The sequence below is a fragment of the Nocardiopsis oceanisediminis genome, from assembly GCF_048595525.1.
Classification (GTDB): domain Bacteria; phylum Actinomycetota; class Actinomycetes; order Streptosporangiales; family Streptosporangiaceae; genus Nocardiopsis_A; species Nocardiopsis_A oceanisediminis.
This window is the reverse complement of sequence record NZ_JAFMZJ010000001.1, coordinates 5,699,775-5,723,926: the sequence shown is the minus strand read 5'-3', so window position 1 is coordinate 5,723,926 and position 24,152 is coordinate 5,699,775. Positions and strand designations below refer to the sequence as shown.

Annotated in this window: 19 protein-coding genes; 11 read left to right on the top strand and 8 right to left on the bottom strand. The window is 75.6% G+C overall.

Annotation, left to right across the window (positions count from 1 at the left end):
• Nucleotides 1–173: 173 nt before the first annotated feature.
• Both dhaL and dhaK read right to left on the bottom strand, forming a co-directional pair.
• Nucleotides 174–806, bottom strand: a complete 633-nt coding sequence (dhaL, locus tag J0910_RS24975; protein WP_420160982.1) for a dihydroxyacetone kinase subunit DhaL — start codon at nucleotides 804–806, stop codon at nucleotides 174–176.
• 108 nt (nucleotides 807–914) lie between these two features.
• On the bottom strand, nucleotides 915–1,913 hold the full coding sequence (gene dhaK, locus J0910_RS24970) for a dihydroxyacetone kinase subunit DhaK (RefSeq protein WP_420160981.1): 999 nt from the start codon (nucleotides 1,911–1,913) through the stop codon (nucleotides 915–917).
• A 129-nt stretch (nucleotides 1,914–2,042) separates the two neighbouring features.
• Here dhaK and dhaM point away from each other — a divergent pair, with 129 nt between their 5' ends.
• Together dhaM and hrpA are read left to right on the top strand one after the other, a co-directional pair.
• A complete protein-coding gene (gene dhaM / locus J0910_RS24965; protein WP_420160980.1) occupies nucleotides 2,043–2,441 on the top strand; it encodes a dihydroxyacetone kinase phosphoryl donor subunit DhaM in 399 nt (132 codons plus the stop codon).
• 104 nt (nucleotides 2,442–2,545) lie between these two features.
• Complete coding sequence (hrpA, locus tag J0910_RS24960) at nucleotides 2,546–6,496, top strand: ATP-dependent RNA helicase HrpA (RefSeq protein WP_420160979.1); 3,951 nt, start codon at nucleotides 2,546–2,548, stop codon at nucleotides 6,494–6,496.
• A 372-nt stretch (nucleotides 6,497–6,868) separates the two neighbouring features.
• Here hrpA and J0910_RS24955 read toward each other — a convergent pair whose 3' ends face one another.
• A complete protein-coding gene (locus J0910_RS24955) occupies nucleotides 6,869–8,032 on the bottom strand; it encodes a M20 family metallopeptidase (RefSeq protein WP_420160978.1) in 1,164 nt (387 codons plus the stop codon).
• Nucleotides 8,033–8,103: 71 nt separating this feature from the next.
• Entirely contained in the window at nucleotides 8,104–9,666 is a 1,563-nt protein-coding gene (locus J0910_RS24950; protein WP_420160977.1) for an AbgT family transporter, read from the bottom strand.
• 201 nt (nucleotides 9,667–9,867) lie between these two features.
• Here J0910_RS24950 and J0910_RS24945 point away from each other — a divergent pair, with 201 nt between their 5' ends.
• The 6 genes from J0910_RS24945 to J0910_RS24920 all read left to right on the top strand — a co-directional run bounded on the left by J0910_RS24945 (nucleotide 9,868) and on the right by J0910_RS24920 (nucleotide 16,725).
• Nucleotides 9,868–10,899 (top strand): Lrp/AsnC family transcriptional regulator, encoded by a 1,032-nt coding sequence (locus J0910_RS24945; protein ID WP_420162080.1) that lies wholly within the window; start codon nucleotides 9,868–9,870, stop codon nucleotides 10,897–10,899.
• Between the two features lie 516 nt (nucleotides 10,900–11,415).
• Nucleotides 11,416–12,468, top strand: a complete 1,053-nt coding sequence (locus J0910_RS24940; RefSeq protein WP_420160976.1) for a lactonase family protein — start codon at nucleotides 11,416–11,418, stop codon at nucleotides 12,466–12,468.
• 1,057 nt (nucleotides 12,469–13,525) lie between these two features.
• Nucleotides 13,526–14,197 (top strand): biotin transporter BioY, encoded by a 672-nt coding sequence (locus J0910_RS24935; protein ID WP_420160975.1) that lies wholly within the window; start codon nucleotides 13,526–13,528, stop codon nucleotides 14,195–14,197.
• An 88-nt stretch (nucleotides 14,198–14,285) separates the two neighbouring features.
• On the top strand, nucleotides 14,286–14,996 hold the full coding sequence (locus J0910_RS24930) for an energy-coupling factor ABC transporter ATP-binding protein (protein WP_420160974.1): 711 nt from the start codon (nucleotides 14,286–14,288) through the stop codon (nucleotides 14,994–14,996).
• Nucleotides 14,993–15,592: an energy-coupling factor transporter transmembrane component T family protein gene (locus tag J0910_RS24925; RefSeq protein WP_420160973.1), complete on the top strand. Its 600-nt coding sequence runs from the start codon at nucleotides 14,993–14,995 to the stop codon at nucleotides 15,590–15,592. The genes J0910_RS24930 and J0910_RS24925 overlap by 4 nt, the downstream gene beginning before the upstream one ends.
• A gap of 110 nt (nucleotides 15,593–15,702) precedes the next feature.
• Entirely contained in the window at nucleotides 15,703–16,725 is a 1,023-nt protein-coding gene (locus tag J0910_RS24920) for a threonine aldolase family protein (protein WP_420160972.1), read from the top strand.
• A 160-nt stretch (nucleotides 16,726–16,885) separates the two neighbouring features.
• On the opposite strand, the gene J0910_RS24915 is transcribed toward J0910_RS24920, so the two are convergent.
• The 4 genes from J0910_RS24915 to fabG form a co-directional block, all read right to left on the bottom strand.
• A complete protein-coding gene (locus tag J0910_RS24915) occupies nucleotides 16,886–17,707 on the bottom strand; it encodes an SAM-dependent methyltransferase (RefSeq protein ID WP_420160971.1) in 822 nt (273 codons plus the stop codon).
• A gap of 98 nt (nucleotides 17,708–17,805) precedes the next feature.
• Complete coding sequence (locus J0910_RS24910) at nucleotides 17,806–18,912, bottom strand: acyl-CoA dehydrogenase family protein (RefSeq protein ID WP_420160970.1); 1,107 nt, start codon at nucleotides 18,910–18,912, stop codon at nucleotides 17,806–17,808.
• Nucleotides 18,909–20,114: an acyl-CoA dehydrogenase family protein gene (locus J0910_RS24905; RefSeq protein WP_420160969.1), complete on the bottom strand. Its 1,206-nt coding sequence runs from the start codon at nucleotides 20,112–20,114 to the stop codon at nucleotides 18,909–18,911. Before J0910_RS24905 ends, J0910_RS24910 begins: the two co-directional genes overlap by 4 nt.
• A gap of 42 nt (nucleotides 20,115–20,156) precedes the next feature.
• Nucleotides 20,157–20,918, bottom strand: coding sequence for a 3-oxoacyl-ACP reductase FabG (gene fabG / locus J0910_RS24900; RefSeq protein ID WP_420160968.1), 762 nt, complete (start codon nucleotides 20,916–20,918; stop codon nucleotides 20,157–20,159).
• Nucleotides 20,919–21,247: 329 nt separating this feature from the next.
• Here fabG and J0910_RS24895 point away from each other — a divergent pair, with 329 nt between their 5' ends.
• The 3 genes from J0910_RS24895 to J0910_RS24885 all read left to right on the top strand — a co-directional run bounded on the left by J0910_RS24895 (nucleotide 21,248) and on the right by J0910_RS24885 (nucleotide 24,079).
• Nucleotides 21,248–22,000 (top strand): amidohydrolase family protein, encoded by a 753-nt coding sequence (locus tag J0910_RS24895; RefSeq protein ID WP_420160967.1) that lies wholly within the window; start codon nucleotides 21,248–21,250, stop codon nucleotides 21,998–22,000.
• 328 nt (nucleotides 22,001–22,328) lie between these two features.
• Nucleotides 22,329–23,090: a glycerophosphodiester phosphodiesterase gene (locus tag J0910_RS24890; protein ID WP_420160966.1), complete on the top strand. Its 762-nt coding sequence runs from the start codon at nucleotides 22,329–22,331 to the stop codon at nucleotides 23,088–23,090.
• 365 nt (nucleotides 23,091–23,455) lie between these two features.
• On the top strand, nucleotides 23,456–24,079 hold the full coding sequence (locus tag J0910_RS24885; protein WP_420160965.1) for an ATP-binding protein: 624 nt from the start codon (nucleotides 23,456–23,458) through the stop codon (nucleotides 24,077–24,079).
• Nucleotides 24,080–24,152: the final 73 nt, after the last annotated feature.

Below are 24,152 nucleotides of genomic sequence, written 5' to 3'. Positions count from 1 at the left end.
ATGGAGGGACCGTCCCCGCGTGCGCGGGGAGCACAGTGCTGCCGTGCTGACCAGCTGCCGAAACTGCGGACCGTCCCCGCGTGCGCGGGGAGCACCCTCTCTGACCCGGGGTTCTTCCGGTGGAGAGGGGGCGGTGTCCGTGCCCGTGGCGCCGACCCGGCCGGGGCCGTCCTTCAGGTCGCGGTGGCCTCCGCGAGGGAGCGGAAGATGAGGACGGCGGAGGCGGCCCCCGGGTCCTCGTGGCCGATGCTGCGTTCGCCGAGGTAGGAGGCCCTTCCCTTGCGGGCCTGCAGGGGGATGGTGGCCTGGGCGCCGTCGTAGGCCGCGTCGGCGGCGTTCCGGGTGGCCTCGGCGAGTGCCGCGCCCTTCTCCGCGGCCTGCTCCAGGGCGGTGACGGCGGGGGAGAGCGCATCGACCATCGTCTTGTCGCCGGGCTGGGCGGCGCCCATCCGCTGCACCGCCTCCAGGCCGGTGCGGAGGGCGGCGGCCAGCCCGGCGAGGCCGGCCTCGGCGCCCTCCAGGTTCTTCCCGGTGGTCCGGAAGAAGGAACCGTACAGCGGGCCGGAGGCCCCGCCCACCTTGGAGATCAGCGTCATCCCGGTCTTGACCAGGACCTCGCCGGGCCCGGCGGCGTCCAGCACGGCGAGGGCCTCGCGCGCGGCGCCCAGGCCCCGGTCCATGTTGGCGCCGTGGTCGCCGTCGCCGATCGCGGCGTCCAGCTCGGTGAGGCGCTCCTTGTCCTCGGCGACCGCCTCCGCGGCGGCGCCGATCCAGGCGGTGGCCTGCCCAGCGGTGAAAGCGTCCATGTCCTGCCGATCCTCCTCGGTCCAACCGCTCTGCTCGGTCCTGGGCCGGGGCGGCCGCTCCGCTCCCGGCGCCGCCCCGCTCCCCGTCTCCGCTTCCGCCCGGGGCGGCTAGGCGCCCCAGCGCAGGGCGGGGGTGTTCACCGGGGCGTCCCACAGCTCCAGCAGGTCCGGCTCGGCCTGGCAGACCGTGATCGAGCAGCCCGCCATGTCCAGGCTGGTGACGTAGTCGCCGACCAGGCTGCGCGCGACGGCCAGGTCCCGCTTGCCGAACTCCTTCACCACCTCGCCGAAGACCAGGTAGAGCTCGCTCAGCGGGGTGCCGCCCAGGCCGTTCACCAGAACGATCGCCTCGCTCCCGGCGGCCAGCGGGCGGTCGCCCAGGACCGCGCCGAGCATCTCGGCGACCAGCTCCTGGGCCGGGCGGAGCTTCTCCCGGCGGCGGCCGGGCTCGCCGTGGATGCCCACGCCCACCTCGATCTCGTCCTCCGGCAGGTCGAACCCGGGGCGCCCGGCCGACGGCACGGTCCCGGAGGTGAGGGCGACCGCGAACGAGCGGGACGCGGCGTTGACCCGCCGGCCGATCTCGGCCACCGCGTCCAGGTCGTCGCCGCGCACCGCCGCCGCGCCGGCGATCTTCTCCACCAGCACCGTGGCGCCGGTGCCGCGCCGCCCGGCGGTGAACGTGGAGTCCTCCACCGCGACGTCGTCGTCCACCAGCACCTGCCGCACGCGCAGCCCGCCGTCCTCGGCCATCTCGGCGGCCATCTGCGCGTTCATCACGTCGCCGGTGTAGTTCTTGACCACCAGCACGACGCCCTCGCCGCCGTCGGCCGCCTGCAGCCCGCCGAGGAAGCGGTCCGGTGTCGGGGAGGTGAACACCTCGCCCGGGCAGGCGGCGTCCAGCATGCCGTCGCCGACGAACCCGGCGTGCAGCGGCTCGTGCCCGGAGCCGCCGCCGGAGACCAGCCCGACCTTGCCCGCCACCGGCCCCCCGGCACGCGACACGACCGAGGTCTCGATGTCCACTCGCAGGTCGGGATGGGCGGCCGCGAAGCCCGCCAGCGCATCGGAGAGGTATCCGTCCGGAGTGTTGAGGAACTTCTTCACGCTGGTCTCCCTGGTCGTCCGCGGATCGGCGGTGGTTCGGGTCGCGCCGCACCGGCGCGGCGGCCCCGGGCGAAACGCCGGGGACGCGCCACTGACGCCGGCGCGCTCTGTCGGCTAGCGTAAGCCTCCATGGACGCCACCGTCGGTATCGTTCTCGTCTCGCACAGCGCCAAACTCGCGGAGGGCGTGGCGGAGCTGCTGGAGCAGCTCGGAGCCCGGCCCGGATCGGTGGTCGTCGCGGGCGGCGGCCCTGACGGCGGCCTCGGCACCTCCCCGGACCTGGTCGCCGAGGCGGTCGCCCGCGCCGACCAGGGGGCCGGCGTGGTGGTGATCCCCGACATCGGCAGCGCGGTCCTCACCGCCCGGCTGGTGCTGGAGGACGGGCCGGGGGAGGGGGCGGTCCTGGTCGACGCGCCGTTCGTCGAGGGCGCGGTGGCCGCCGGGGTGCTGGCCGCGACCGGTGCCGCGCTGGAGGCGGTGGTCGCGGCCGCGCGCGAGGCCTACACCGTGCCGAAGTTCCAGGCCTGAGCCCGAGCCGGCGCCGCCGGGCGGGCCGGGCCGGGAACTCCCGCGGCCGCGCCGGTCCGAACCGGAAAAACCCCTTGCCAGGGGCCCATATCCTAGGGTCCGATATGTTGACCTCGCCCTCGGACATCTCGCTCTCCGACCTCCGCGGCCGGCTCGCCGACCTCACCATCGCCGACCGCCACCGGATGCGCCGCCGTATCGACGGACTGCAGAAGATCCGCGACGACGGCAAGCGGGCGAAGACCGCCGCCCGGATCTCCTCCGACATCGACCTCGCCGAACTGCGGGTGGAGCAGCGCAAGGCCGCGCTCCCCGAGCCGGCCTACCCGCCCGAGTTGCCGGTCAGCGGGCGCAAGGACGACATCGCCGAGGCGATCCGGGACAACCAGGTGGTGATCGTCGCCGGCGAGACCGGGTCCGGCAAGACCACCCAGCTGCCCAAGATCTGCCTCGAACTGGGGCGGGGCGTTCTCGGCACCATCGGCCACACCCAGCCGCGCCGGATCGCCGCGCGCACCGTCGCCGAGCGGATCGCCGAGGAGCTGGGCGGCGGCATCGGCGAGACGGTCGGCTACAAGGTCCGGTTCACCGACCAGTCCTCCGACGAGACGCTGGTCAAGGTGATGACCGACGGCATCCTGCTGGCCGAGATCCAGCGGGACCGGATGCTGCGCGGCTACGACACGATCATCATCGACGAGGCGCACGAGCGCAGCCTCAACATCGACTTCCTGCTCGGCTACCTCAAGCGGCTGCTGCCCAAGCGCCCCGAGCTCAAGCTCATCATCACCTCGGCCACCATCGACCCGGAGCGGTTCTCCCGGCACTTCGGCGACGCCCCGATCGTGGAGGTGTCCGGCCGCACCTACCCGGTGGAGGTCCGCTACCGCCCGATCGAGGGCGACGGCGACCCGGACGACGACCGGGCCGACCAGCGCGACCAGGTGCAGGCCATCTGCGACGCGGTGGACGAGCTGCGCGGCGAGGGCCCCGGCGACATCCTCGTCTTCCTCAGCGGGGAGCGGGAGATCCGGGACACCGCCGAGGCGCTCGGCAAGATGCGGCTGCCCGACACCGAGGTGCTGCCGCTGTACGCCCGGCTCTCCTCCGCCGAGCAGCACCGGGTCTTCCAGCCGCACCGGGGCCGGCGCGTCGTACTGGCCACCAACGTCGCCGAGACGTCGCTGACCGTCCCCGGCATCCGCTACGTCATCGACCCCGGCACCGCCCGCATCTCCCGGTACAGCCACCGCACCAAGGTGCAGCGGCTGCCCATCGAAGCGGTCTCGCAGGCCTCGGCCAACCAGCGCAAGGGCCGCTGCGGCCGGGTCGCCGAGGGCATCTGCATCCGGCTCTACTCCGAGGAGGACTTCCTCTCCCGCCCGGAGTTCACCGACCCCGAGATCCTCCGCACCAACCTGGCCTCGGTCATCCTGCAGATGGCCTCGCTCGGCCTGGGCGACGTCGCGGCCTTCCCGTTCGTGGAGGGCCCCGACCACCGGCAGATCAAGGACGGCGTGCACCTGCTGCACGAGCTGGGCGCGCTCGACCCGGAGGAGCCCGACCCGCGCAAGCGGCTCACCGAGACCGGGCGCCGGCTGGCCGAGCTCCCGGTCGACCCGCGGCTCGGCCGGATGGTGCTGGAGGCCGAGCGGCGCGGCTGCGTCCGCGAGGTGATGATCATCGCCGCGGCGCTGTCCATCCAGGACCCGCGCGAGCGCCCGGCCGACGCCCAGCAGGCCGCGCAGGCCAAGCACGCCCGGTTCGCCGAGAAGGAATCGGACTTCCTCGCCTACCTCAACCTCTGGTCCTACCTGAAGGAGCAGCAGAAGGCGCTCTCCGGCAACCGGTTCCGCAAGCTGTGCCGCACCGAGTTCCTCAACTACCTGCGGGTGCGCGAGTGGCAGGACATCTACGGCCAGCTCAAGCAGGTGGCCAAGGGCATGGGCATCACGCTGAACACCGCCGCCCCCGACCCGGCGAACGTGCACGCGGCGCTGCTGTCCGGGCTGCTGTCGCACGTCGGCCTGAAGGACCCGGAGAAGCACGAGTACCTGGGCGGCCGCGGCGCCCGCTTCGGGATCTTCCCCGGATCGGCGCTGTTCAAGAAGCAGCCCCGGTACGTGATGGCCGCCGAGCTGGTGGAGACGTCCCGGCTGTGGGGGCGGATGTGCGCCCGGATCGAACCCGAGTGGGCCGAGGAGCTCGCCGGCCACCTGGTCAAGCGGACCTACAGCGAGCCGCACTGGGAGAAGAAGCGCGGCGCGGTGATGGCCTACGAGCGGGTCACCCTGTACGGGGTGCCGATCGTCGCCCAGCGCAAGACCGGCTACGCCAAGGTCGACCCGGTGCTCTCCCGGGAGCTGTTCATCCGGCACGCCCTGGTCGAGGGCGACTGGGACACCCACCACGCGTTCTTCCACTCCAACCGGCGCCTGCTGGAGGAGGTGGAGGACCTGGAGCACCGGGCCCGCCGCCGGGACATCCTCGTCGACGACGAGGCGCTGTTCGCCTTCTACGACGAGCGGGTCGGCGCCGAGGCGGTCTCGGCCGCGCACTTCGACGCCTGGTGGAAGAAGGCCCGCCGCGCCGACCCGGACCTGCTGGACTTCTCCAAGTCCATGCTGATCAACGACGGCGCCGAGGAGGTCAGCGAGCAGGACTACCCGGACGCCTGGTCCCAGGGCGAGTTCAGCTTCCCGCTCACCTACCAGTTCGAGCCGGGCACCGAGGCCGACGGGGTGACCGTGCACATCCCGCTGGAGGTGCTCAACCAGGTCGGCGACGAGGGCTTCGACCGGCAGATCCCCGGCCTGCGCAAGGAGCTGGTGACCGCGCTGATCCGGTCGCTGCCCAAGCCGCTGCGGCGCAACTTCGTCCCGGTTCCCGACCACGCGGCCGAGGTGCTCGGCCGGCTGCCCGCCGACGACGGCACCCCGCTCACCGAGGTGCTGGCCGCCGAGCTGAGCCGGATGAGCGGCGAGCGGATCACCCCGGGCGACTTCGACGTCGAGAGGGTCCCCGACCACCTGCGCATCACCTACCGGGCGGTGGACCGGACCGGCCGCCGGCTGGCCGAGGGCAAGGACCTGTCCGCGCTGCGCGGCGAGCTCAAACCCCGGCTGCAGAAGGCCATCTCCGCCGAGGCCAAGGGCATCGAGAAGAAGGGCCTGACGCAGTGGGACTTCGGCCCGCTGCAGCGCACCTTCGAGCGCAAGTCCGCCGGGCCGACGGTCAAGGGCTACCCGGCGCTGGTGGACGAGGGCGACAGCGTCGCGATCCGGATCTACGACACCGAGGCCGAGCAGCGCGCCTCGATGCGGCGCGGACTGCGCCGGCTGCTGCGGCTGACCGTCCCCTCGCCCGCCGCGGTGATCCGCAGGGGGCTGGACAACCAGGCCAAGCTGGCGCTGGGGCACAACCCGCACGGCGGCGTGGACAAGCTCTTCGACGACTGCGCGGACTGCGCCGTCGACGCGCTGACCGCGCAGTGGGCCGCCCGGAACACCCCCGAGGGCGGGGAGTGGGCCGGGGTGTGGGACCCCGACGCGTTCGCGGCGCTGCGCGAGTACGTCCGCGCCGAGCTGGGCGATGTCCTGGACGACGTGGTCCGCCAGACGGCCCGGATCCTCGCCGAGTCGCACAAGACGGCCAAGAAGATGAAGGGCACCACCAGCATGGCGGTGCTGCCCTCGCTCAACGACGCGCAGAACCAGGTCGCCGGGCTGATCCGGCCGGGCTTCGTCGCCGACGCGGGCCGGGACCGGCTGCCGCACCTGCACCGCTACCTGCGCGCGGTGGAGTACCGGCTGTCCAAGCTCGCCGAGAACCCGCGCCGGGACCAGGTCGGCATGGCCAAGGCCGAGCAGATGCGGCAGGCGGTGGACCGCGCCCTCGGCTCCCTGCCCGCCGGCCGCGCCGAGGACCCCGACGCCCGCGAGCTCCGCTGGATGCTGGAGGAGTTCCGGGTGAGCCTCTTCGCCCAGCAGCTCGGCACCGCCTACCCGGTCTCGGAGAAGCGCATCCAGAAGGCGATCCAGGCCCTCAAGGACTGACCGGCCGCCCTGCCGGGGCCGCCCCGAGCGGCCCGGTCCCGGCAGGACGGGCCGCGCCGCGCACGGGAACCGGGGCCGCCCCGCCCCCGCCCGCCTTTTCCGCCGATCCGGGTCGGCGCCGGGCCCCTCGCGCCGGTCCGCGGATCCGGGGGCGGCCGGCCGCCGCGTCCGCCGGAGCGCCCGCCCCGGCCGGCGGGGTGCCGGCGGACCGGCCGTGCCGGACCAGGGAGCCGAAGCCCGGGGCGCGCCCGGCCCGCCCGGTCCCGGGGCTCCCCGGCGGAGCCCCGGACCACCGGGGCAGGGCGCGCCCCGGCCGGGCGGGGGAGCGGCGGCGGAGGCCCGCGCCCGGCCCGGCGCCCCGGGCCGGGCGGGTCAGGGCCGGGCGAACCGGGTCAGCAGGCCCGCGACCAGGGCCACCTGGTACGGGGTGGCGCTGATCAGGACGTGCTCGTCGCGGGAGTGCGGGCCGGAGCCGGCGGCGCCGAGGCCGTCCAGGACCGGCCTGCCCAGCGCGGCGACCAGGTTGCCGTCGCTGGCGCCGCCGACCGAGATCTGGCCCAGCTCGCCGCCGAGGTCCCGGGCCACGCCCGCGGCCAGCTCGAACACCCGCTCGGTCTCCGGGCCGGGGTTCATCGGCGGGCGGTTCCACTCGCCGGCGACCTCGATCTTCACCCGGCCGTCGGCCGGGGTGAGCGCGGCCAGCCCGGCGTCCACCCGGTCCTGCTCGGCCGGGTCCTGGATCCGCACGTCCACCTCGCAGGAGGCGCGGCCGGCGACCACGTTGCGCGCGGTCCCGCCGGAGAACAGGCCCACGTTCACCGTGGTGCCGCGCTCCGGCGCGGCCAGCGCGGTGATCTCCGGGACCAGGCCGGCCAGCGCGTGCACCGCGCTCGCCCCCGCCTCCGGGTCCAGCCCGGCGTGCGACTCGATCCCGGTCGCGGCCACGTCGAACAGCCCCATGCCCTTGCGGCCGGTCTTCACCTTCCCGGCCCGGCTCGGCTCCAGCACCAGGGTCAGGTCGGCCCCGGCGCCGGCCCGCTCGATGTGCGGGCGGGAGGCCGGGCTGCCGATCTCCTCGTCGCCGTTGAGCAGGATGCGCACCGGGGGCGCGGGCAGGCCGAGCTCGCGCAGCGCCCGCAGCGCCCACACGCCCTGCACGATGCCGGCCTTCATGTCGAAGCAGCCCGGCCCGCTGAACCGGTCGCCGTCCACGGTGACCGGCCACTCCCGGATGGTCCCGCGCGGCCACACCGTGTCGTAGTGGCAGAGCAGCAGCACGGTCCCCGGGCCCTCCCCGGGGTAGGCGAGCTCCAGCACGTCGCCGTGGGCGCCGCCGCCGTGCCGCACCCGGGAGGAGGGCGGGCCCAGCCGCTCCTCCAGCCACGCCTCGATGTCGTCCAGGCCGGCGTCCAGCAGCTCCTTGTCGCTGCTGGGCGTCTCGTGCTCGACCAGCCGGCGCAGGTCCGCCAGGACCTCGGGCAGGTCGCGCCGGGCGATTCCGGCCAGGTCCGCGATGCCGGCCGCGGCTTCGGTCACGTCGTCACCTTCTCGTTCTCGGGTTGCGTCGTCCTCCGGCCGGGCCGCCCGGCCGGGGAGGGATGGGGAGGTCAGCGCACCGGCGCCCCGGGGCCGAGCGGGACGCCCAGCGCCCACCAGGCCAGGAGCAGCAGCGTCCAGCCGATCAGCATGCACACCGACAGCGGCAGGGTCATCGACAGCAGCGTGCCGATCCCGGCGTCGCGCCGGTACCGCTGCAGGAAGCCGAGCGCCATCGCGAAGTAGGGGCTCATCGGGCTGATCACGTTGGTGGTCGAGTCGGCCACCCGGTAGACGGCCATGGTGGTCTCCGGGGGGATCGACAGCAGCATGAACATCGGCACGAAGATCGGCGCGACCAGGGTGAGCATCGCCGAGCCGCTGGTGATCATCAGGTTCAGCAGGCAGCAGATCACCAGCATGCCCAGGATCAGCACCGGGACGGGCACCCCGGCGTCGCCCAGCACCGAGGCGCCCCTGATCGCGATCACCTCGCCCAGCCCGGTCCAGGCGAAGTAGGCGAGGAACTGGGAGGCGGCGAAGAACAGCACCAGGACCGGCGCCAGGTCGCGCACGCCCTGCGCCATCGCCTCCGGGATCTCCCGGGCCTTGGTCAGGGTGCCGGCGGCGCGCCCGAACACCGCGCCCAGCAGCATGAACAGGATGCCGATGAGGAAGCCGATCCCGGTGATGACCGGGGAGTCCATCACGCCGCCCTCCGGGCCGCGCAGCGGCGAGCCGGCCGGCGCGAGGGCCGCGGCGAACGCCGCGACCACGGCGGCCAGCACGATGCCGCAGCGGATCAGGCCGCGCCGCTCCTCGGCGGAGAGCCGCATGGCGCCCAGCTCGCGCTCGTCCTCCTCGTCCGCGCCGCCGCCGGAGCCGCCGGCCTCCATGGCCGCGGCGCGCCGGGACAGCAGCAGCTCGGCGACCGCGGTGATGACCAGCGCCAGCACGATCGCGCTCACCGCGGAGAAGTACCAGTTGGCGACCGGGGTGACGGTGTACTGCGGGTCGATGACCTGGGCGGCGCTGGTGACCAGGCCGGCGAAGAGCGCGTCGACCGGGGTGATCAGCAGCGAGGCGTCGTAGCCGGCCGAGATGGACCCGAACGCCACCACCAGGCCGAGGATCGGGCTGCGCCCCGCGGCCTTGAACACCATGGCGCCCAGCGGGATGAGCACGACGTAGGCCGCGTCGGAGGCGATGCTCCCGCTGATCCCGGCGAGCGCGAGGGCGAAGGTGAGCAGCTGCGGGGGGACGCGGGTGACGCTGCCCCGGAGCAGGGCGTTGAGCAGCCCGGCCCGCTCGGCGACCGCGACGCCCAGCATCACCACCACGATCAGCGCGAGCGGCGGGAACGAGGCGAAGTTGGCGACCGCGTCGCCGATCATCATCTGCGCGCCCTCGGCACTGAGCAGGCTGCGCACCTCGACCGCCTCGCCGTCGGCGGGCGATACCGCGGAGGCGCCCATCGCGTTCAGCGCGGCGCTGAGCAGCACGGTCAGCACGGCCATGATCGTGAACAGCCAGAACGGGTGCGGCAGCCTGTTGCCGACGCGCTCGATGAACTGCAGGGCGCGCATCAGCGCGGCCATCGGCCGCCGCTGCGGGCGGACACCGGCTGAGGCCATCGGCGGACTCCTCGGTCGGGAGAGCGGGAAGGGGACGGGAGCGGCCCGGTGGGGCGGGGGGGGGAGGGCGGGGTGCCGGGCGCTTCCGCTCAGAGTCCTGCCAGATGATGGTTCTTGTCAAGAATTCGCGCGAATATGCATGGTTAAGTCAGATCGGGCGGGCTCGATAGTGGCTATGATCCGACTGTGCGAGAAGAGCAACTGGACGAGCGCGACCTCGACCTGGTCGCGGCCCTGCAGTACGCGCCGAGGGCTCCCAGCAGCGCGCTCGCCGAGGTGCTCGGCTCCTCGCCCAGCACGGTGGGCAGGCGGCTGCACCGGCTCCAGGCCGACGGCCTGCTCCGCGTCATCGGGCAGCTCGACTGGGCGCTGATGTCCGGGGCCACCACCCCCAGCCACATCTGGCTGCACACCGTCCCCGGTGCCGCCCCGGACGTGGCGCGCCGCCTCGCCGCCCGGCCGGAGACCCAGCTCGTCGCGGTGGCCACCGGCCGCGCCGATGTCTACTGCGTGGTGCACCCCGCGGGCCGCGCCGACGTCGCCGAGCTGCTGACCCGCACCGTCCCCTCGGTGGAGGGCGTCCGCTCCACCCAGTCCGACCTGGTGCTCCGGCCGGTCACCCGGGCGGACGCCTGGCGGCTGGACCGGCTGCCGGCCGAGCGGCTCGCCCCGCTGGAGCCCTACCGGCTGCACGTGCCCGAGGGCGGGGCCGGGGACCGGGGGGAGGGCGCCGCCCCGCTGTCCGCGGAGGAGACCGCCGCGGCCCGGCTGCTCTACGCCGACGCCCGGGCGGGCTCCGGGGACGTCGCCCGCGAGCTCGGCACCAGCCAGTCCACCGCCTACCGGCTGGTGCAGACCCTGCTGGAGCGCGGCGTCGTCCGGCCCCGGGTCGAGGTGGAGCCGGTGGTCCTCGGCATGCACCTGGAAGCGGTCCTCTCGCTCACCCTCGCCCCCGGGGCCATCGCCGAGACCGCGGAGCGTCTGGCCGCGCACCCCTCGGCGCGCTACGTGTCGGTGGTGGCGGGCGCCGCCTCGGTCATCCACCACGGGGTCTTCCGCGACGAGAACGACCTGGGGCGATTCCTCACCGAGGACCTCGCCCGCATGCCCGGGGCGGCCGACGTGCGATCCTCGGTGCTGCTGGACGTCCTGCGCCGGTACTGGATCGACCGCCGCGACGGGCGGCTGGGCGAGGCGCGGCCGCCCCTCCCGGAGGCCCGGCCGGCCGTGTAGAAGGGACCCCGATGACCGCCACCGCCCTTCCCCGCCGCGCGGGGCGCGGGTGCGGTCCGCCCGGCGCCCCCGCCCCGGCGGCGGCGCGACCGGTGCCGGCGGGGCCGGAAGAGCGGGCCGGGCCGCCGGGGCCCGCGTGCCCGCGGCGGCCCCTCCGGCCGGCGGGCCGGTCCGAACAGGGCGGTGAGAAGCCCGGTGGAGGCGGCCGCGCCGCCGGCGCCGGAGGACCCGGGGCCGCTGCCGGCCCGTGCGGAGGCGCTCCGGGCCGCCCGCGGCCGGCGGAAGGCGGACGGCGCCGCGGGCCGGCGGGGGAGCGCACCCCCGGCCGGTCCGGTCCGCGAGGCGGCCGGACCGGCCGAACACCTGGACACCCGGCCGCCCCGAGCCTGCCGGCCCCGGCCGGCGCCCGCCGCACCGCACCGCGCCCGGCATGCGGCCGGGCGGGCGCGCACCGGATCCGAAGAACCCCGTTCCGCCTCCCGGCAGCGGCCGGGAGCCCCAGGTGAGGAGTTTTCGATGAGCGAGCGGCTGCTGTGGGTCGGCACCTACACCCCCGGGTCCGAGCCGGAGGGAAAGGGCGCGGGCGTGTACACCGCGCGGCTGGACACCCGGACCGGGGAACTCACCGGGGGAGGGGCCGCGATCGGTGCGGTCGGCCCGTCCTTCCTGGCGCTGCACCCCGACGGGAACCGGCTGCTCGCGGTCGCCGAGCGGGCCGACGGCGGGATCGCCTGCTTCGCCCTCGGCGCGGGCGGCCCGGCCGGACCGCTGTGGCAGGCCGGAACCGGCGGCGGATCGCCCTGCCACGTGCTGGCGCACCCGGCGGGCCGGCACGCCATCGCCGCCAACTACGCCGACGGGTCGGTCAGCGTGCACGCGCTGGACGGCCCCGCCCCGGGCGAGGCGGTCGCCCGGATCACCCACACCGGCTCCGGCCCGGTCGCCGACCGCCAGGCGGGCCCGCACGCGCACAGCACGGCGCTCGCCCCCGGCGGCCGGCACCTGCTCATCGCCGACCTCGGCACCGACGAGCTGCGCTGCCACCCCTTCGACCCGGACCGCGCCGACCCGGTGGGGCCGGCCGGGACCGCCGCCCGGCTGCCGGCGGGCACCGGCCCCCGGCACATCGCGGTGCACCCCTCCGGGCACATCTACGTCGCGGGCGAGCTGGACGCCCGGGTGCACGTGCTGCGCTGGGACCCGCGGACCGCCCGGGCCCGCCCGGTGGCCGCCGTCCCGGCCTCCGGATCGGCGGGCACCGCCTACCCGGGCGAGATCGCGCTCTCCCCGGCGGGCGACCGGCTCTACGTCTCGCTCCGCGGCCTGGACGCCGTCGCCGCCTTCGCGGTGCAGGACGGCGGCGCGGCCCTGAGCCACCTCGCCGACGCCCCGACCGGCGGTGCCTGGCCCCGCCACTTCGCCCTGGCCGACGGCCACCTGGTCGCGGCCAACCAGAACTCCGGCACGCTCACCGCCCTGCCCCTGGACCCGGAGACCGGCGTCCCCGGGGAACCCGTCTCCGAACTGGAGGTCCCCGACCCGGTCTGCGTCCTCTCCGCCGCCGACTGAGGCCGCCGCCCCCCCGAGCCGCCCTCCGCGACCCCGGCGCACCGCCCTCCCCCTACGGGGGAAGGGCCGCGCCCCGCGGCAAGAGGCGCGATACCCCACGGGGCGGGGGTTCGGACGGGCGGCGACGGCGGAGGCAGGGCCGGGGCGCGGGCCTCGCCCGGGTGCGGTGTCTCGCGGGGCCGGGGTTCAAGCAGGCGGCGACGGCGGGAGGGGCCCGGGTCGGCGGTCGTGTGCGGCAGGGCGGCCAAAGCACGGCGGCGGGAGCGCCGCCCTTGCGCCGCCCCGGCGCCCGGGCAGGCCGGCCCGGAAATCACCGAACCCTGTGACCTGGGTGAACGCGGAGGGTGAGGGTGGGTGGGGGTGCCCTGCGTACCGCGGCGCCGCCTCTTCGACGCGGGGGTGCGCATCCCGGCCCCGATCGGGCCGGCCGGGGCCCGGATCGCCTGGCTTGGGCCGGTGATCGGGGTTCCGTGCCGCCCGGAAGGCGGGAGAGCGGGGACCGGAACCCCCGAAAGGGGCGGCAGAGAGGCCCGATGCCGCCCTCGCCCCTCGGGAAGGCCCTGTTTCGCGACTCCGGGTGACCATGGAGGGCGGAGGCGGCCCCCAGGGCTTGCTGCTCGCGCGTAGGCGTCATCCGGGCCGACGCGGAGGTGCGCAGGCCGCCCTGCCCCCGGCCGCCGCCGAGAATCGGACAAAAGGGGATGCAGTGCCCTTTCTGTCGGTGGGGCGGACCCGGCCTCTTGTCCCGACGCCGCTTTCCGCCCCCGCAGGAGCGGGCCGGATCGGTGAACACCGCCCCGGCCTCTTCCCGCCCTCGCCGCCGGTCTGGACCTTCGCCCCGTGAGGCGCCGCGCCCGGGCGGGGCGCTCGCCTCGCTCCTTCCTCCGCCGCCGACCTGAACCTCGGCCCAGGGGGTGCGGCGCCTCGGGGAGGGCGGTGGACAAAGAACAGGGTGGAAAAGCTGTGCCACCCCACAGCCGACCGGGGAACAGGGCATAGCGGACAATGGGTGGGCATCTCCTCTCTGACCTGCACGACCACGACGACAGGAAGAGTCATGCCCGACACCTCTCCCGCCCCCGCCCGCTACCGCGGCCTGACCGCCCGGGACCTCGCCCTGGTCGCGGTGTTCGCCGCGCTGCTGGCCGTGCTCAGCATGCCCTTCGCGATCCCGGTCGGCCCGGTCCCGATCACCCTGCAGACGCTCGGCGTCATGCTCGCCCCCGCGATCCTCGGCGCCAAGCGCGGAACCCTGTCGGTGCTCACCTTCCTCGCGCTGGTCCTGGCCGGCCTGCCGCTGCTGCCCGGCGGGCGCGGCGGCGTCGAGCCGTTCGTCGGCCCCACCGGCGGCTACATGCTCGGCTGGGTCGCCGGCGCGCTGGTCATCGGCCTGCTCTCCAGCGCCTTCATGGCCAAGTACCGGTTCTGGGGCGGGTTCTTCTGCAACATCGCCGGCGGCATCGGCGTGGTCTACCTCGTCGGGGTGCCCTGGACCGCGGTCTACACCGGCGACGCCCTGGTCGCCACCGTGCTCGGGGTCGGCGTCTTCCTCCCCGGCGACCTGGTGAAGGCCGTGCTGGCCGCCGCGATCGCCGCGGCCGTGCACCGCGCCTACCCGGTGCCCCCGGCCGGCCGCCGGGTCGAGGCGGCGCCCGCGGCGGGCGAGGGCGCCGGGAGCACCGGTCAGAACGAGGAGAACGGCGCCGGGGCCCGGAACGGGACCGACTGACGCGGACCCGGACCGCACCCGGCACCGCCGTCCGGGCGGCGCAGGACCGGCCGCCCGGACGGCCCCGACCCCAGGAGTCCCCGACCCCATGCTCCAGCTGCGCAGCGTCACGCACGCCTACGACGGGCGCACCGTCCTCCGGGACGTCACGCTCGACCTCGCCGAGCACCGCATCGGCCTGATCGGCGCGAACGGCTCCGGCAAGTCCACCCTCGCGCGCACCCTCAACGGCCTGGTCGTGCCCGACTCGGGCAGCGTGCTCCTGGACGGCCTGGACACCCGCCGGCACGCCAAGGAGGTCCGGCGCCGCGTCGGGTTCGTCTTCTCCGACGCCGCCACGCAGATCCTGATGCCCACCGTGGCCGAGGACGTCGCCCTCGGCGTCCGCGGCGGCGACGCCGAGCGGCGGGTCGAGGAGATCCTCCGCCGGCACGGACTCGCCGACCACCGCGACCACCCCGCGCACCTGCTGTCCGGCGGGCAGAAGCAGATGCTCGCCCTGGCCTCGGTCCTGGTCACCGAGCCGGAGATCCTGGTCTGCGACGAGCCCACCACCCTGCTCGACCTGCACAACACCAAGGTCATCGAACGCACCCTGCGCGCCCTGCCGCAGCAGGTCGTGCTCCTCACCCACCAGCTGGACACGCTCGCCGGCTTCGACCGGGTGCTGGTGATGGACGGCGGCCGGATCGTCTTCGACGGCGCACCGGAGCCCGCCGCCGCGCACTACACCGCCCTAATGGAGCGGCGCGCAGCGGAGGCCGGGGAGCCGGCGGCCGGCGGGGAGGCCGGGCGGTGAACGTCCTGGGCCTGTACGTGCCCGGCGGGTCGGCGCTGCACCGGGCGCCGGCCGGCGTGAAACTGCTCGCCCTGCTCGTGCTGGTCACCGCGGTGGTCGCGGTCCGCGACCCCCGAGCCGGGCTGGCCGCCTCCCTGGCCGCCCTGGCCCTGTACCCGCTCTCCGGGCTGGGGCTGCGCCGCGCACTGGGCCTGCTCCGCCCGCTGATCCCCTTCCTCGCCCTGATCGGCCTGTTCCAGCTGCTGGCCGGGGACGGCCGCGCGGCGCTCCGGGTCTGCCTGCTGATGGCCTCCGCGGTGCTGCTGGCCGGCCTGGTCACCCTGACCACCCGGGTCGCCGAGATGCTCGCGCTGTTCGAGCGGCTGGCCCGGCCGCTGGGCCGGCTGGGCGCCGACCCCCGCCGGATCGCCCTGGTCCTCGCGCTGACCGTGCGCTCCGTGCCGCTGGTCGCCGACTCCTGGCGCGCCTCCAAGGAGGCCTACATCGCCCGCGGCCTGCGCGGACGCCCGCACCTGCTGGTGGTCCCGGTCATCGTCGGCATGATCCGCTCCGCCGAGGCGATGGGCGAGGCGATGACCGCGCGCGGCATCGACTGAGCCGCCCCCGCCGCCGGGCCCCGCGCCCCTCCGCGAATAGGGTGGGGCGCATCCAGGAGGGGCGCCCCGGGGCGGGGCGCACCGGGCCGAGGAAGGACGGGGAGCACCCCATGCCCGACATCGATCTCCGCTCGGACACCGTGACGCGGCCCACCCCGGGGATGCGGCGCGCCATGGCCGGGGCCGAGGTCGGCGACGACGTCTTCGGCGAGGACCCCGCCGTCCGCGAGCTGGAGGAGCGCACGGCCGGGCTGCTGGGCGCCGAGGCCGCGCTCTACACGCCGTCGGCGCACATGGCCAACCAGATCGCGGTCCACCTCTCGGCGCGCAGCGGCGAAGAGGTCTGGACCCACGAGCTCTCCCACGTCGTCGCCAACGAGCAGGGCGGGATCTCGGTGCTGGCCCGGGTGCTGCCGCGCACCTTCGGCGGGCCGGAGAGCACCCCGCCGCAGGAGGTGCTGGACGCCTGGATCGCCGGCACCGACGACGTGCACCGGGCGGCCCCCGCGCTGATCACCCTGGAGAACACGTTCACCGGCCGGGTCATGCCGCTGGAGGGGCAGCGCCGCACGGCCCGGTTCGCCCGCGAGCACGGGCTCCGGGTGCACCTGGACGGCTCCCGGCTGTGGAACGCCGCCACCGCCCTGGGCGTCCCGCTCTCCGCGGCGGCCGAGGGCGCCGACACGGTGACCGTCTGCTTCTCCAAGGGGCTCGGCGCGCCGGTCGGCGCGGCCCTGGCGTCCGACGCCGGGACGATCCGCCGCGCCCGCCGGGTGCGCAAGCTCCTCGGCGGCGGCATGCGCCAGGTCGGCATCATCGCCGCCGGCGCCCTGTACGCGCTCGACCACCACCTGGACCGGCTGGCCGAGGACCACGCGCGCGCCGCCCGGCTCGCCGCCGGCATCGGCGCGCTGCCCGGGCTGAGCGCCGCGGCGCACACCAACATGGCGCTGCTGACCACCCCCGAGGGGCAGGCCGGCCGGTACGCCGAGGCGTTCGCCGCCGCCGGGGTGGGCTCCGTCCCGATCGGCCCGGACACCGTCCGCCTGGTGGTCCACCTGGACGTCCCGGACTCCTCGATCGACGACGCGGTCGGCCGCATCGCCAAGGCCTCCGCCGCCCTGCGCGGCTGAGGACCGCCGCCCGCCGCCGGGGCCGCGGACGGGGCGTCCGAGCGGCCCCGCCCCGCCGGGGCGCCCCGCCATGAGCGGGACGCGGCCGCGCCGCGCCCCCGCCTCCGGTGCCCTGGGCGGCGCGAGCGGCCGCGCGGGCGCCCGCGCCGGGGGAGCGCGGTCAGGGGACGCGGGCGACGGCGCAGTAGGCGTCCACGTCGCGGTCGGCGCCGACCTCGACCGGGCCGGGCCGCCACCGGTTCAGCGGGACCAGGCCGGGCTCCAGGAGCTCCAGGCCGGTGAAGAACCCGGCCATCCGCTCGGGGGAGCGCAGTACCAGCGGGGCGTTGCCGGTGGAGTTCCAGGCGGCGGCGACCTCGGCGGAGCGCTCGGGGTGGATCACCGCGGTGCCGTCGTAGAACACCACATGGCTCCCGGAGGGCAGCGCGCCGGTGAGGTGCTCGACGACCGCCTGCGCCTCGGCGTCGTCGGTGACGAACTCGACGATGCCCATCAGCAGCAGCACCACCGGCCGGGACATGTCCAGGGTGTCCGCGGCCTTCTCCAGGATCGCCGCGGGGTCGCGCAGGTCCGCGTCGACGTAGTCGGTGGCGCCCTCGGCGGTGCCGGTGAGCAGCGCGTTGGCGTGCACCAGCACCAGCGGGTCGTTGTCGACGTAGACGATCCGCGACTCGGGGGCGACGGCCTGGGCGATCTCGTGGGTGTTGTTCGCGGTGGGCAGCCCGGTGCCGATGTCCAGGAACTGCCGGGCCCCCGCGTCCCGGGCCAGGTGGGTGACGGCGCGGACCAGGAACGCCCGCGAGGCGCGGGCCAGGTCGGCGACCTCGGGCAGGATCCGCAGGATCTCGTCGCCGACCTGCCGGTCGACCGGGTAGTTGTCCCTGCCCCCGAGCCAGTAGTTCCAGATCCGGGCGACATGGGAGACGGAGGTGTCGATCCCGGTCGGGGTGGGTGCGCCGGGGGCCGCCGATTCGTCGTTCATGGGTTCTCCTGCGTCGGACGTCCGGGTCCGGGCCAGCCTATTGCCCCGGACCGGGGCGCCGGCCGCGGCCGGTCCCGCACCGGCCGCGGCCGGCGCGGTCAGGCCCGCGCCAGGTCCACCAGGGACGCCAGGGCCAGGCGGTGCCGGTCGGCGGTGCCCAGGGCGATGGCGTCGCTCTTGGCCCGCTTCAGGTAGAGGTGGGCCGGGTGCTCCCAGGTGAAGCCGATGCCGCCGTGCAGCTGGACGGCCTCCTCGGCGGCCTTCACCGCGACACCGGACACGAAGGCCTGGGCCAGGGAGGCGTTCAGCTCGGCCTCGGCGCCCCCGGTGCCGGCCGTGGAGGCCGCGGCCCGGACCACCGCGCGCGCCTGGGAGATGGAGACCCACAGGTCGGCCAGGCGGTGCTTGAGCGCCTGGAAGGAGCCCACCGGCCGGCCGAACTGGGTGCGGGTCTTGAGGTAGTCGACGGTGGTGGACAGCGCCCACTCGGCGACGCCGAGCTGCTCCGCGGCGAGCAGGGCGGCGCCGGTGGACAGCGCGGTGCGCAGCGCGCGCTCCGCGTCGGCGCCGGAGGCGAGCAGGGTGCCCGGCGCGCCGTCCAGCACGAGGTCGGCCAGCGGCCGGGTGAGGTCCAGGCTGACCACGGCCGCCCGCGCGGCGTCCGCGGCCTCCACCCGGTACAGGGCGGGGCCGTCCGGGCCGGCGGTCGGGACCACCAGCACGTCGGCGGCGAGCGCGTCGGCCACCCCGGGGACCGAACCGGTGAGCAGGCCGCCCTCGGCCCGCACCGCCGACGGGTGACCGGCGCCGGGCGGGGTGCCCAGCGGGACGGCCAGCGCCGCGACGGCCGTTCCGTCCGCGATCCCGGAGAGCACCTCCCGGCCCGGTCCGCCGGCCTCCAGCAGCGCCGCGGCGGACAGCACCGCCCCGCCCAGGAACGGCACCGGGGCCGCGGCCCGGCCCAGCTCCTCGGCGACGACGGAGGCCTCCCGCCAGGACGCCCCGGCGCCGCCGAGCGCCTCGGGGACCGGCAGGCCGGTCGCGCCCAGCCCGGCGAGCTCTTTGGCCAGCTCCAGGTCGGCCACCTCGTCGGTCTCCACCCGGGCGAGCACCGACTCCGGCGGGCACCTGTCCGCGAGCAGCGCCCGCACGCTGGCCCGCAGCTCCTCTTCGATCTCGGTGTAGAGCAGGTCCACTTCGCTCACTTCGGCAGGTCCTTCCACGCGACGTCCTTGTCCACCCGGATCTCGCCCGGCAGCCCGAGGATGCGCTCGGCGATGATGTTGCGCAGGATCTCCGTGGTCCCGCCCTCGATGGAGTTGCCCTTGCTGCGCAGGTAGTGGAAGCCCGCGCCGCGCTTGGTGAAGTTCACCCCTTCGGGGCGGCGGAAGGTCCAGTCGTCGTAGGTCAGCCCCTCCTGGCCCAGGAGCTCCACCTCCAGACCGGAGATCTCCTGGTTGAGCCGGGAGAAGGCGTACTTGGCGGCGGACCCCTCCGGGCCGGGCTGGCCGATCGCCAGCTGCTGGCGGAGGCGCTCCTTGGTGAGCCGGGCCGCCTCGGCGTCCACCCACAGCCGCAGCAGCGCGTCGTGCGAACCGGGGGTGCGCAGCTCGGGGCGGTCCCGCCAGATGTCGGCGACCACGCCGATCAGTCCGCCCTCGCGCGGGTCGGCGTGCCCGCCGATCGCCACCCGCTCGTTCATCAGCGTGGTCTGCGCGACCTTCCACCCCTCGCCGACGGCGCCCAGCCGGTGCCCGTCGGGCACCCGCACGTCGGTCAGGTAGACCTCGTTGAACTCGGCCTCGCCGGTGATCTGGCGGAGCGGGCGCACCTCGACGCCCTCGGCGTGCATGTCGCAGACGAAGTAGGTCATGCCCTTGTGCTTGGGCACGTCGGGGTCGGTCCGGGTGACCAGGATGCCCCAGCGCGCCTCGTGCGCCAGCGAGGTCCACACCTTCTGCCCGTTGACGACCCAGGAGTCGCCGTCGGGCACCGCGCGGGTGCCCAGGGCGGCCAGGTCGGAGCCGGCGCCCGGCTCGCTGAAGAGCTGGCACCAGACCTCCTCCCCGGTGTAGAGCGGCTTGAGGAACCGCTCGCGCTGCTCGGGGGTGCCGAAGGCGAGGATGGTCGGTGCGGCCATGCCCAGCCCGATGACGAGGCCCTCGCGCCCCGCCGGGGCGGCGCCGAGCCGCTCGAACTCCTCGTCCACCACCGGCTGCAGGGAGCGCGGGGCGCCCAGCCCGCCCGCCCCCTCGGGGAAGTGCACCCAGGCCAGGCCGGCGTCGAAGCGTGCGGCCAGGAACTCCTGCTGCGGTGTGGCGTCCGGGTCGTGCTCGGCGACGAAGCCGGCGACCCGCCGCCGCAGTTCGGCGGCGTCCGGCGCCGCCCCGTCGGTGACCGTTGTCATGGAACCTCCGTGAGACCGCGGATTCGGGATGGGCGGGGCCGGCTAGTCCAGCGGTCCGCCGGCGACGTAGATGACCTGGCCGGAGACGAAGCCGGCGTCCTCCCCGGTGAGGAAGGCGATGGTGTTGGCGATGTCCTCGGGGCGGCCGGTGCGGCGCACCGGGATGGAGTCGGCGGCGGCCTTCTTGAACGCCTCGAACTCCATGCCGACCCGCTCGGCGGTGGCCTTGGTCATCTCGGTCTCGATGAAGCCGGGCGCCACCGCGTTGGCGGTCACCCCGAACTTGCCCAGCTCGATGGCGAGGGTCTTGGTGAAGCCCTGCAGGCCGGCCTTGGCCGCGGAGTAGTTGGCCTGCCCGCGGTTGCCCTGCGCGGAGCTGCTGGACAGGTTGACGATGCGGCCGAAGCCCTCCTTGGTCATGTGCCCCTGGGCCGCCCGGCTCATCAGGAAGGAGCCGCGCAGATGCACGTTCATCACCGTGTCCCAGTCCTCCTCGGTCATCTTGAACAGGAGGTTGTCCCGGATCACGCCGGCGTTGTTGACCAGGATCGCCGGCGGGCCGAGCCGCTCGGCGACGGCGGCGACGGCCGCGGCGACCTGGTCGGCGTCGGAGACGTCGGCGCCGATGCCGATGGCCTCGCCGCCGTCGGCGGTGATGGCGTCCGCGGTCTTCTGCGCGTCGGCCTCGGCGAGGTCGACGACGGCGACCGCGCGGCCCTCGGCGGCGAGCCGGCGGGCGGTGGCGGCGCCGATGCCGCGGGCGCCGCCGGTCACGATCGCGACGCGGCGCGGGGTCTCAGCCATGGGTTACCTCCTGTGTGCGGTGCTCTTGTGCGACGTGCGGCGGACGAGTGGTCCAGGACACATCGGGCCGATCCTAACCGCCCTGACCGACCAGGTGGTATGTCGGGGGCGGGAAAACCGGGAACCCCGCCCCGGAGGCGGCGGAGCGGCGCCGGGGCCGCCGCCCCGGCGGGGCCGGCCGGGCGGGGGCGGCGGGCGCCGCGTTCGGTGCATCGCCCCCTCGGGCGCTACGGTGGAGGCGGCGGTCCCGACGGCCGGAGGTGCGCCGCGCCCGCGGGCCGGCCCTCCCGGGGGCCGCCCCGCATCCGCGCTCGCGAAAGGCCAAGGCGTTGTTCGACGCCCACCTGCACATCATCGACCCCCGCTTCCCCCTGGACGGCGGCCAGGGCTACCGGCCCGATCCGTTCACGGTCGAGGACTACCGGGCCCGCACCGCAGGGCTGGGCGTCACCGGAGGGGCCGTGGTCGCCGCCTCCTTCCAGGGCTACGGACAGGCGCACCTGCTCGCCGCGCTGCGCGAGCTGGGCCCCTCCTTCGTGGGGGTGGCCCAGCTCCCGGCGGACACCTCCGACTCCGACCTGCGCGACCTGCACGCGGCGGGGGTGCGGGCGCTCCGGTTCAACCTGTTCCGGGGCACGGCCGACGACATCGACGCCCAGGTCCAGCTCGGCCTGCGCGCCGCCGACCTGCTCGGCTGGCCGGCCGAGTTCTACCTCGACTCCCGGCGGCTGCCCGAGCTGGCGCCGGTGATCGCCCCGCTGCCCCGGATCTCGGTCGACCACCTCGGCCTGTCTGCGGAGGGGCTGCCCGCCCTGCTCGACCTGGTCGGCTCCGGGGCGCGGGTCAAGGCGACCGGCTTCGGCCGCGGCGACGTCGACCCGGCCCGCGCGCTGCGCGCGATCGCGGAGGTCAACCCCGGGGCCCTCATGTTCGGCACCGACCTGCCCTCGACCCGGGCCCCGCGCCCCTTCGCCCCCTCCGACGTCGACCTGCTGACCGGGGCCCTCGGCCCGGAGCAGGCCGAGCGGGTGCTCTCCCGGAACGCGCTCGACTTCTACGGGGTGCCCGTCCCGCGCCCCTGACCGCCCGGCGCGGTGGCCCAGCGTGACGCCGGGCCGCCGCGGCCGCTCGGCGGGCCCCGCTCCGGCCCCCGCCGCCCGCCGGATCCGGAACCCTCCGCACTGTTCCGATCACCGTGCGCAGCGGTATGATGGCGCCCTTCCCGCGCCGCCCGGCGCCGGGGGTGGGAGCGCCACCGGCGATGGAGGGCTGGCACCACCCGGAGGGTGGGGGCCGCTGGCCAATACGGAAAGTAGCGAAAATCCGACCAAATGCGGTGTATCGTTACTCTACGAGTTTTTTCGGGGCCGGTCGGAGCGGGCGGCCCGGAACCGCGAAGGGGTGGGACCGGTGATCGTCGTCGCGCACCGGGGGGCCTCCGGCCACGCGCCGGAGAACACCCTCGCCGCCCTGGCGATCGCCAGGGGCCGGGGCGCGGACATGGCCGAGATCGACGTGCGCTCCACCGTGGACGGTGAGCTCGTCGTCATGCACGACCCCACCCTGGTCCGCACCACCGACGCGGTCCGGCGGTTCCCCGGCCGGCGCCCCTGGCGGGTCCGCGACTTCACCCTGGAGGAGATCCGCCGGCTCGACGCCGGCTCCTGGTTCGGCCCCGAGTACGCCGGGGAGCGGGTCCCCACCCTGGGGGAGGCGCTGGCCGTGCTGCGCGCCACCGGAATCGGCGCCCTGGTGGAGCTGAAGGTGGAGCGGCGCGACCCGGAGGCCGGCGCCCGCCTGGCCGACGCGGTCCGGGACGACCGGTACTGGCTCGGCGCGGGCCGGAGCGGCCGGCTCATCCTGCAGAGCTTCGACTGGGCGACGCTGCGGGTGCTCGCCGGCGAGGTCCCCGGCCTGCGCACCGCCGCACTGGGGCGCCCCTACAGCAGGTACGGGCTGCGCCGCGTCGCGCGCTACGTGCAGCAGCTCCACCCGCACCACCTCCGGGTCACCGCCGCCTACGTGCGCCGCGTGCACGACCAGGGGATGCGCATGTTCGGCTGGACCGCCAACCACCCCAGCGCGATCAGGCGGCTGGTCCGCGACGGCGTCGACGGCATCATCACCGACTACCCGGACCGGGTGGCCGTGTACCGCGCCCTCGCCGCCTGAGACCGTTGACGGAAGAAGCCCGCCCTGGGCGATGATCTTGACGTTGCGGGGGCCGGGGTTCTTCTGCGCCCGCCGCCTTTTCCCGTCAACGGTCTGAGGGGGCGCCCCGGGCGGGGCGGGACCTGTGCCCGGGACGGCCCGAGGGCCGCCCCGGCGGAGGGATCGTCACCGCGGAAACCCGCCCCCACCGGGGCTTCTCCGCGCCGAGCGGGAATGCATGTGAGCAACTACGCCAATCTCCTGAATGCCGCGGTCTTCTGTCCTAGGATGCGTGCATGAGGAAGATGCACGTGCATATGGGTCGTGCGCGGAGCACCTCGACGGCAGGTGCCGAGCGTGTTCGGCAGGCTCCCGAGAGAGGGGCCGTGAAACGACACGACTGCGAGGGGATCGCGGTGAGCGGACCGTCACTCGAAGGCGCGCCGAGCGGGCGGGCGGCGGCGGGGTCCCGGGCGGCGGGGGACGACGGAGAGGCACCGCCGCTCCCGGCGGCGCGCGCCCCGGGAGGCGGGCGCGGGGCCTGGTGGACGGCGGCGCTGCGCGCCCCGGTCCCGGCCGGCGGCGCACCGGAGTGCCGGACCGAGGACGTCCTCTTCGAACTGCCCGCGGACCAGGGCGCCCCCGCTGCGGCCCGCCGGGTCGGAACCGAGCTCCTCTCCGGCTGGGGGCTGTCCGAGGCCGCGGGCGGCGTCGAACTGGTCCTCTCCGAGCTCGTCACCAATGCGCTGCGGCACGGGCTGCCGTCCGGGGCCGCGGTGAACGTGCTCTCTTACGGATATGGGAACGTTATCCGGGTTCGCCTGCTTCGCCGCGACAGCGAGGTCGTCTGCGCCGTGCACGACCCCGGCGAGCGGGTCCCGGCCCCCCGAGAGCCCGATCTCATGCTGGAGACCGGCCGCGGCCTGCACCTCGTGGACTGCTTTTCACGCAGCTGGGGGGTGGTTCTCACGCCTCCGAGCGGCAAGTACGTCTGGGCTCTGTTCGGTTGACCGCCGCCGGGCGGGCCGGCCCCCCGGCCCCGCTCGAGCGGAGCGGGCGGCCCCCGGTGAGCGGCGGAGTGGG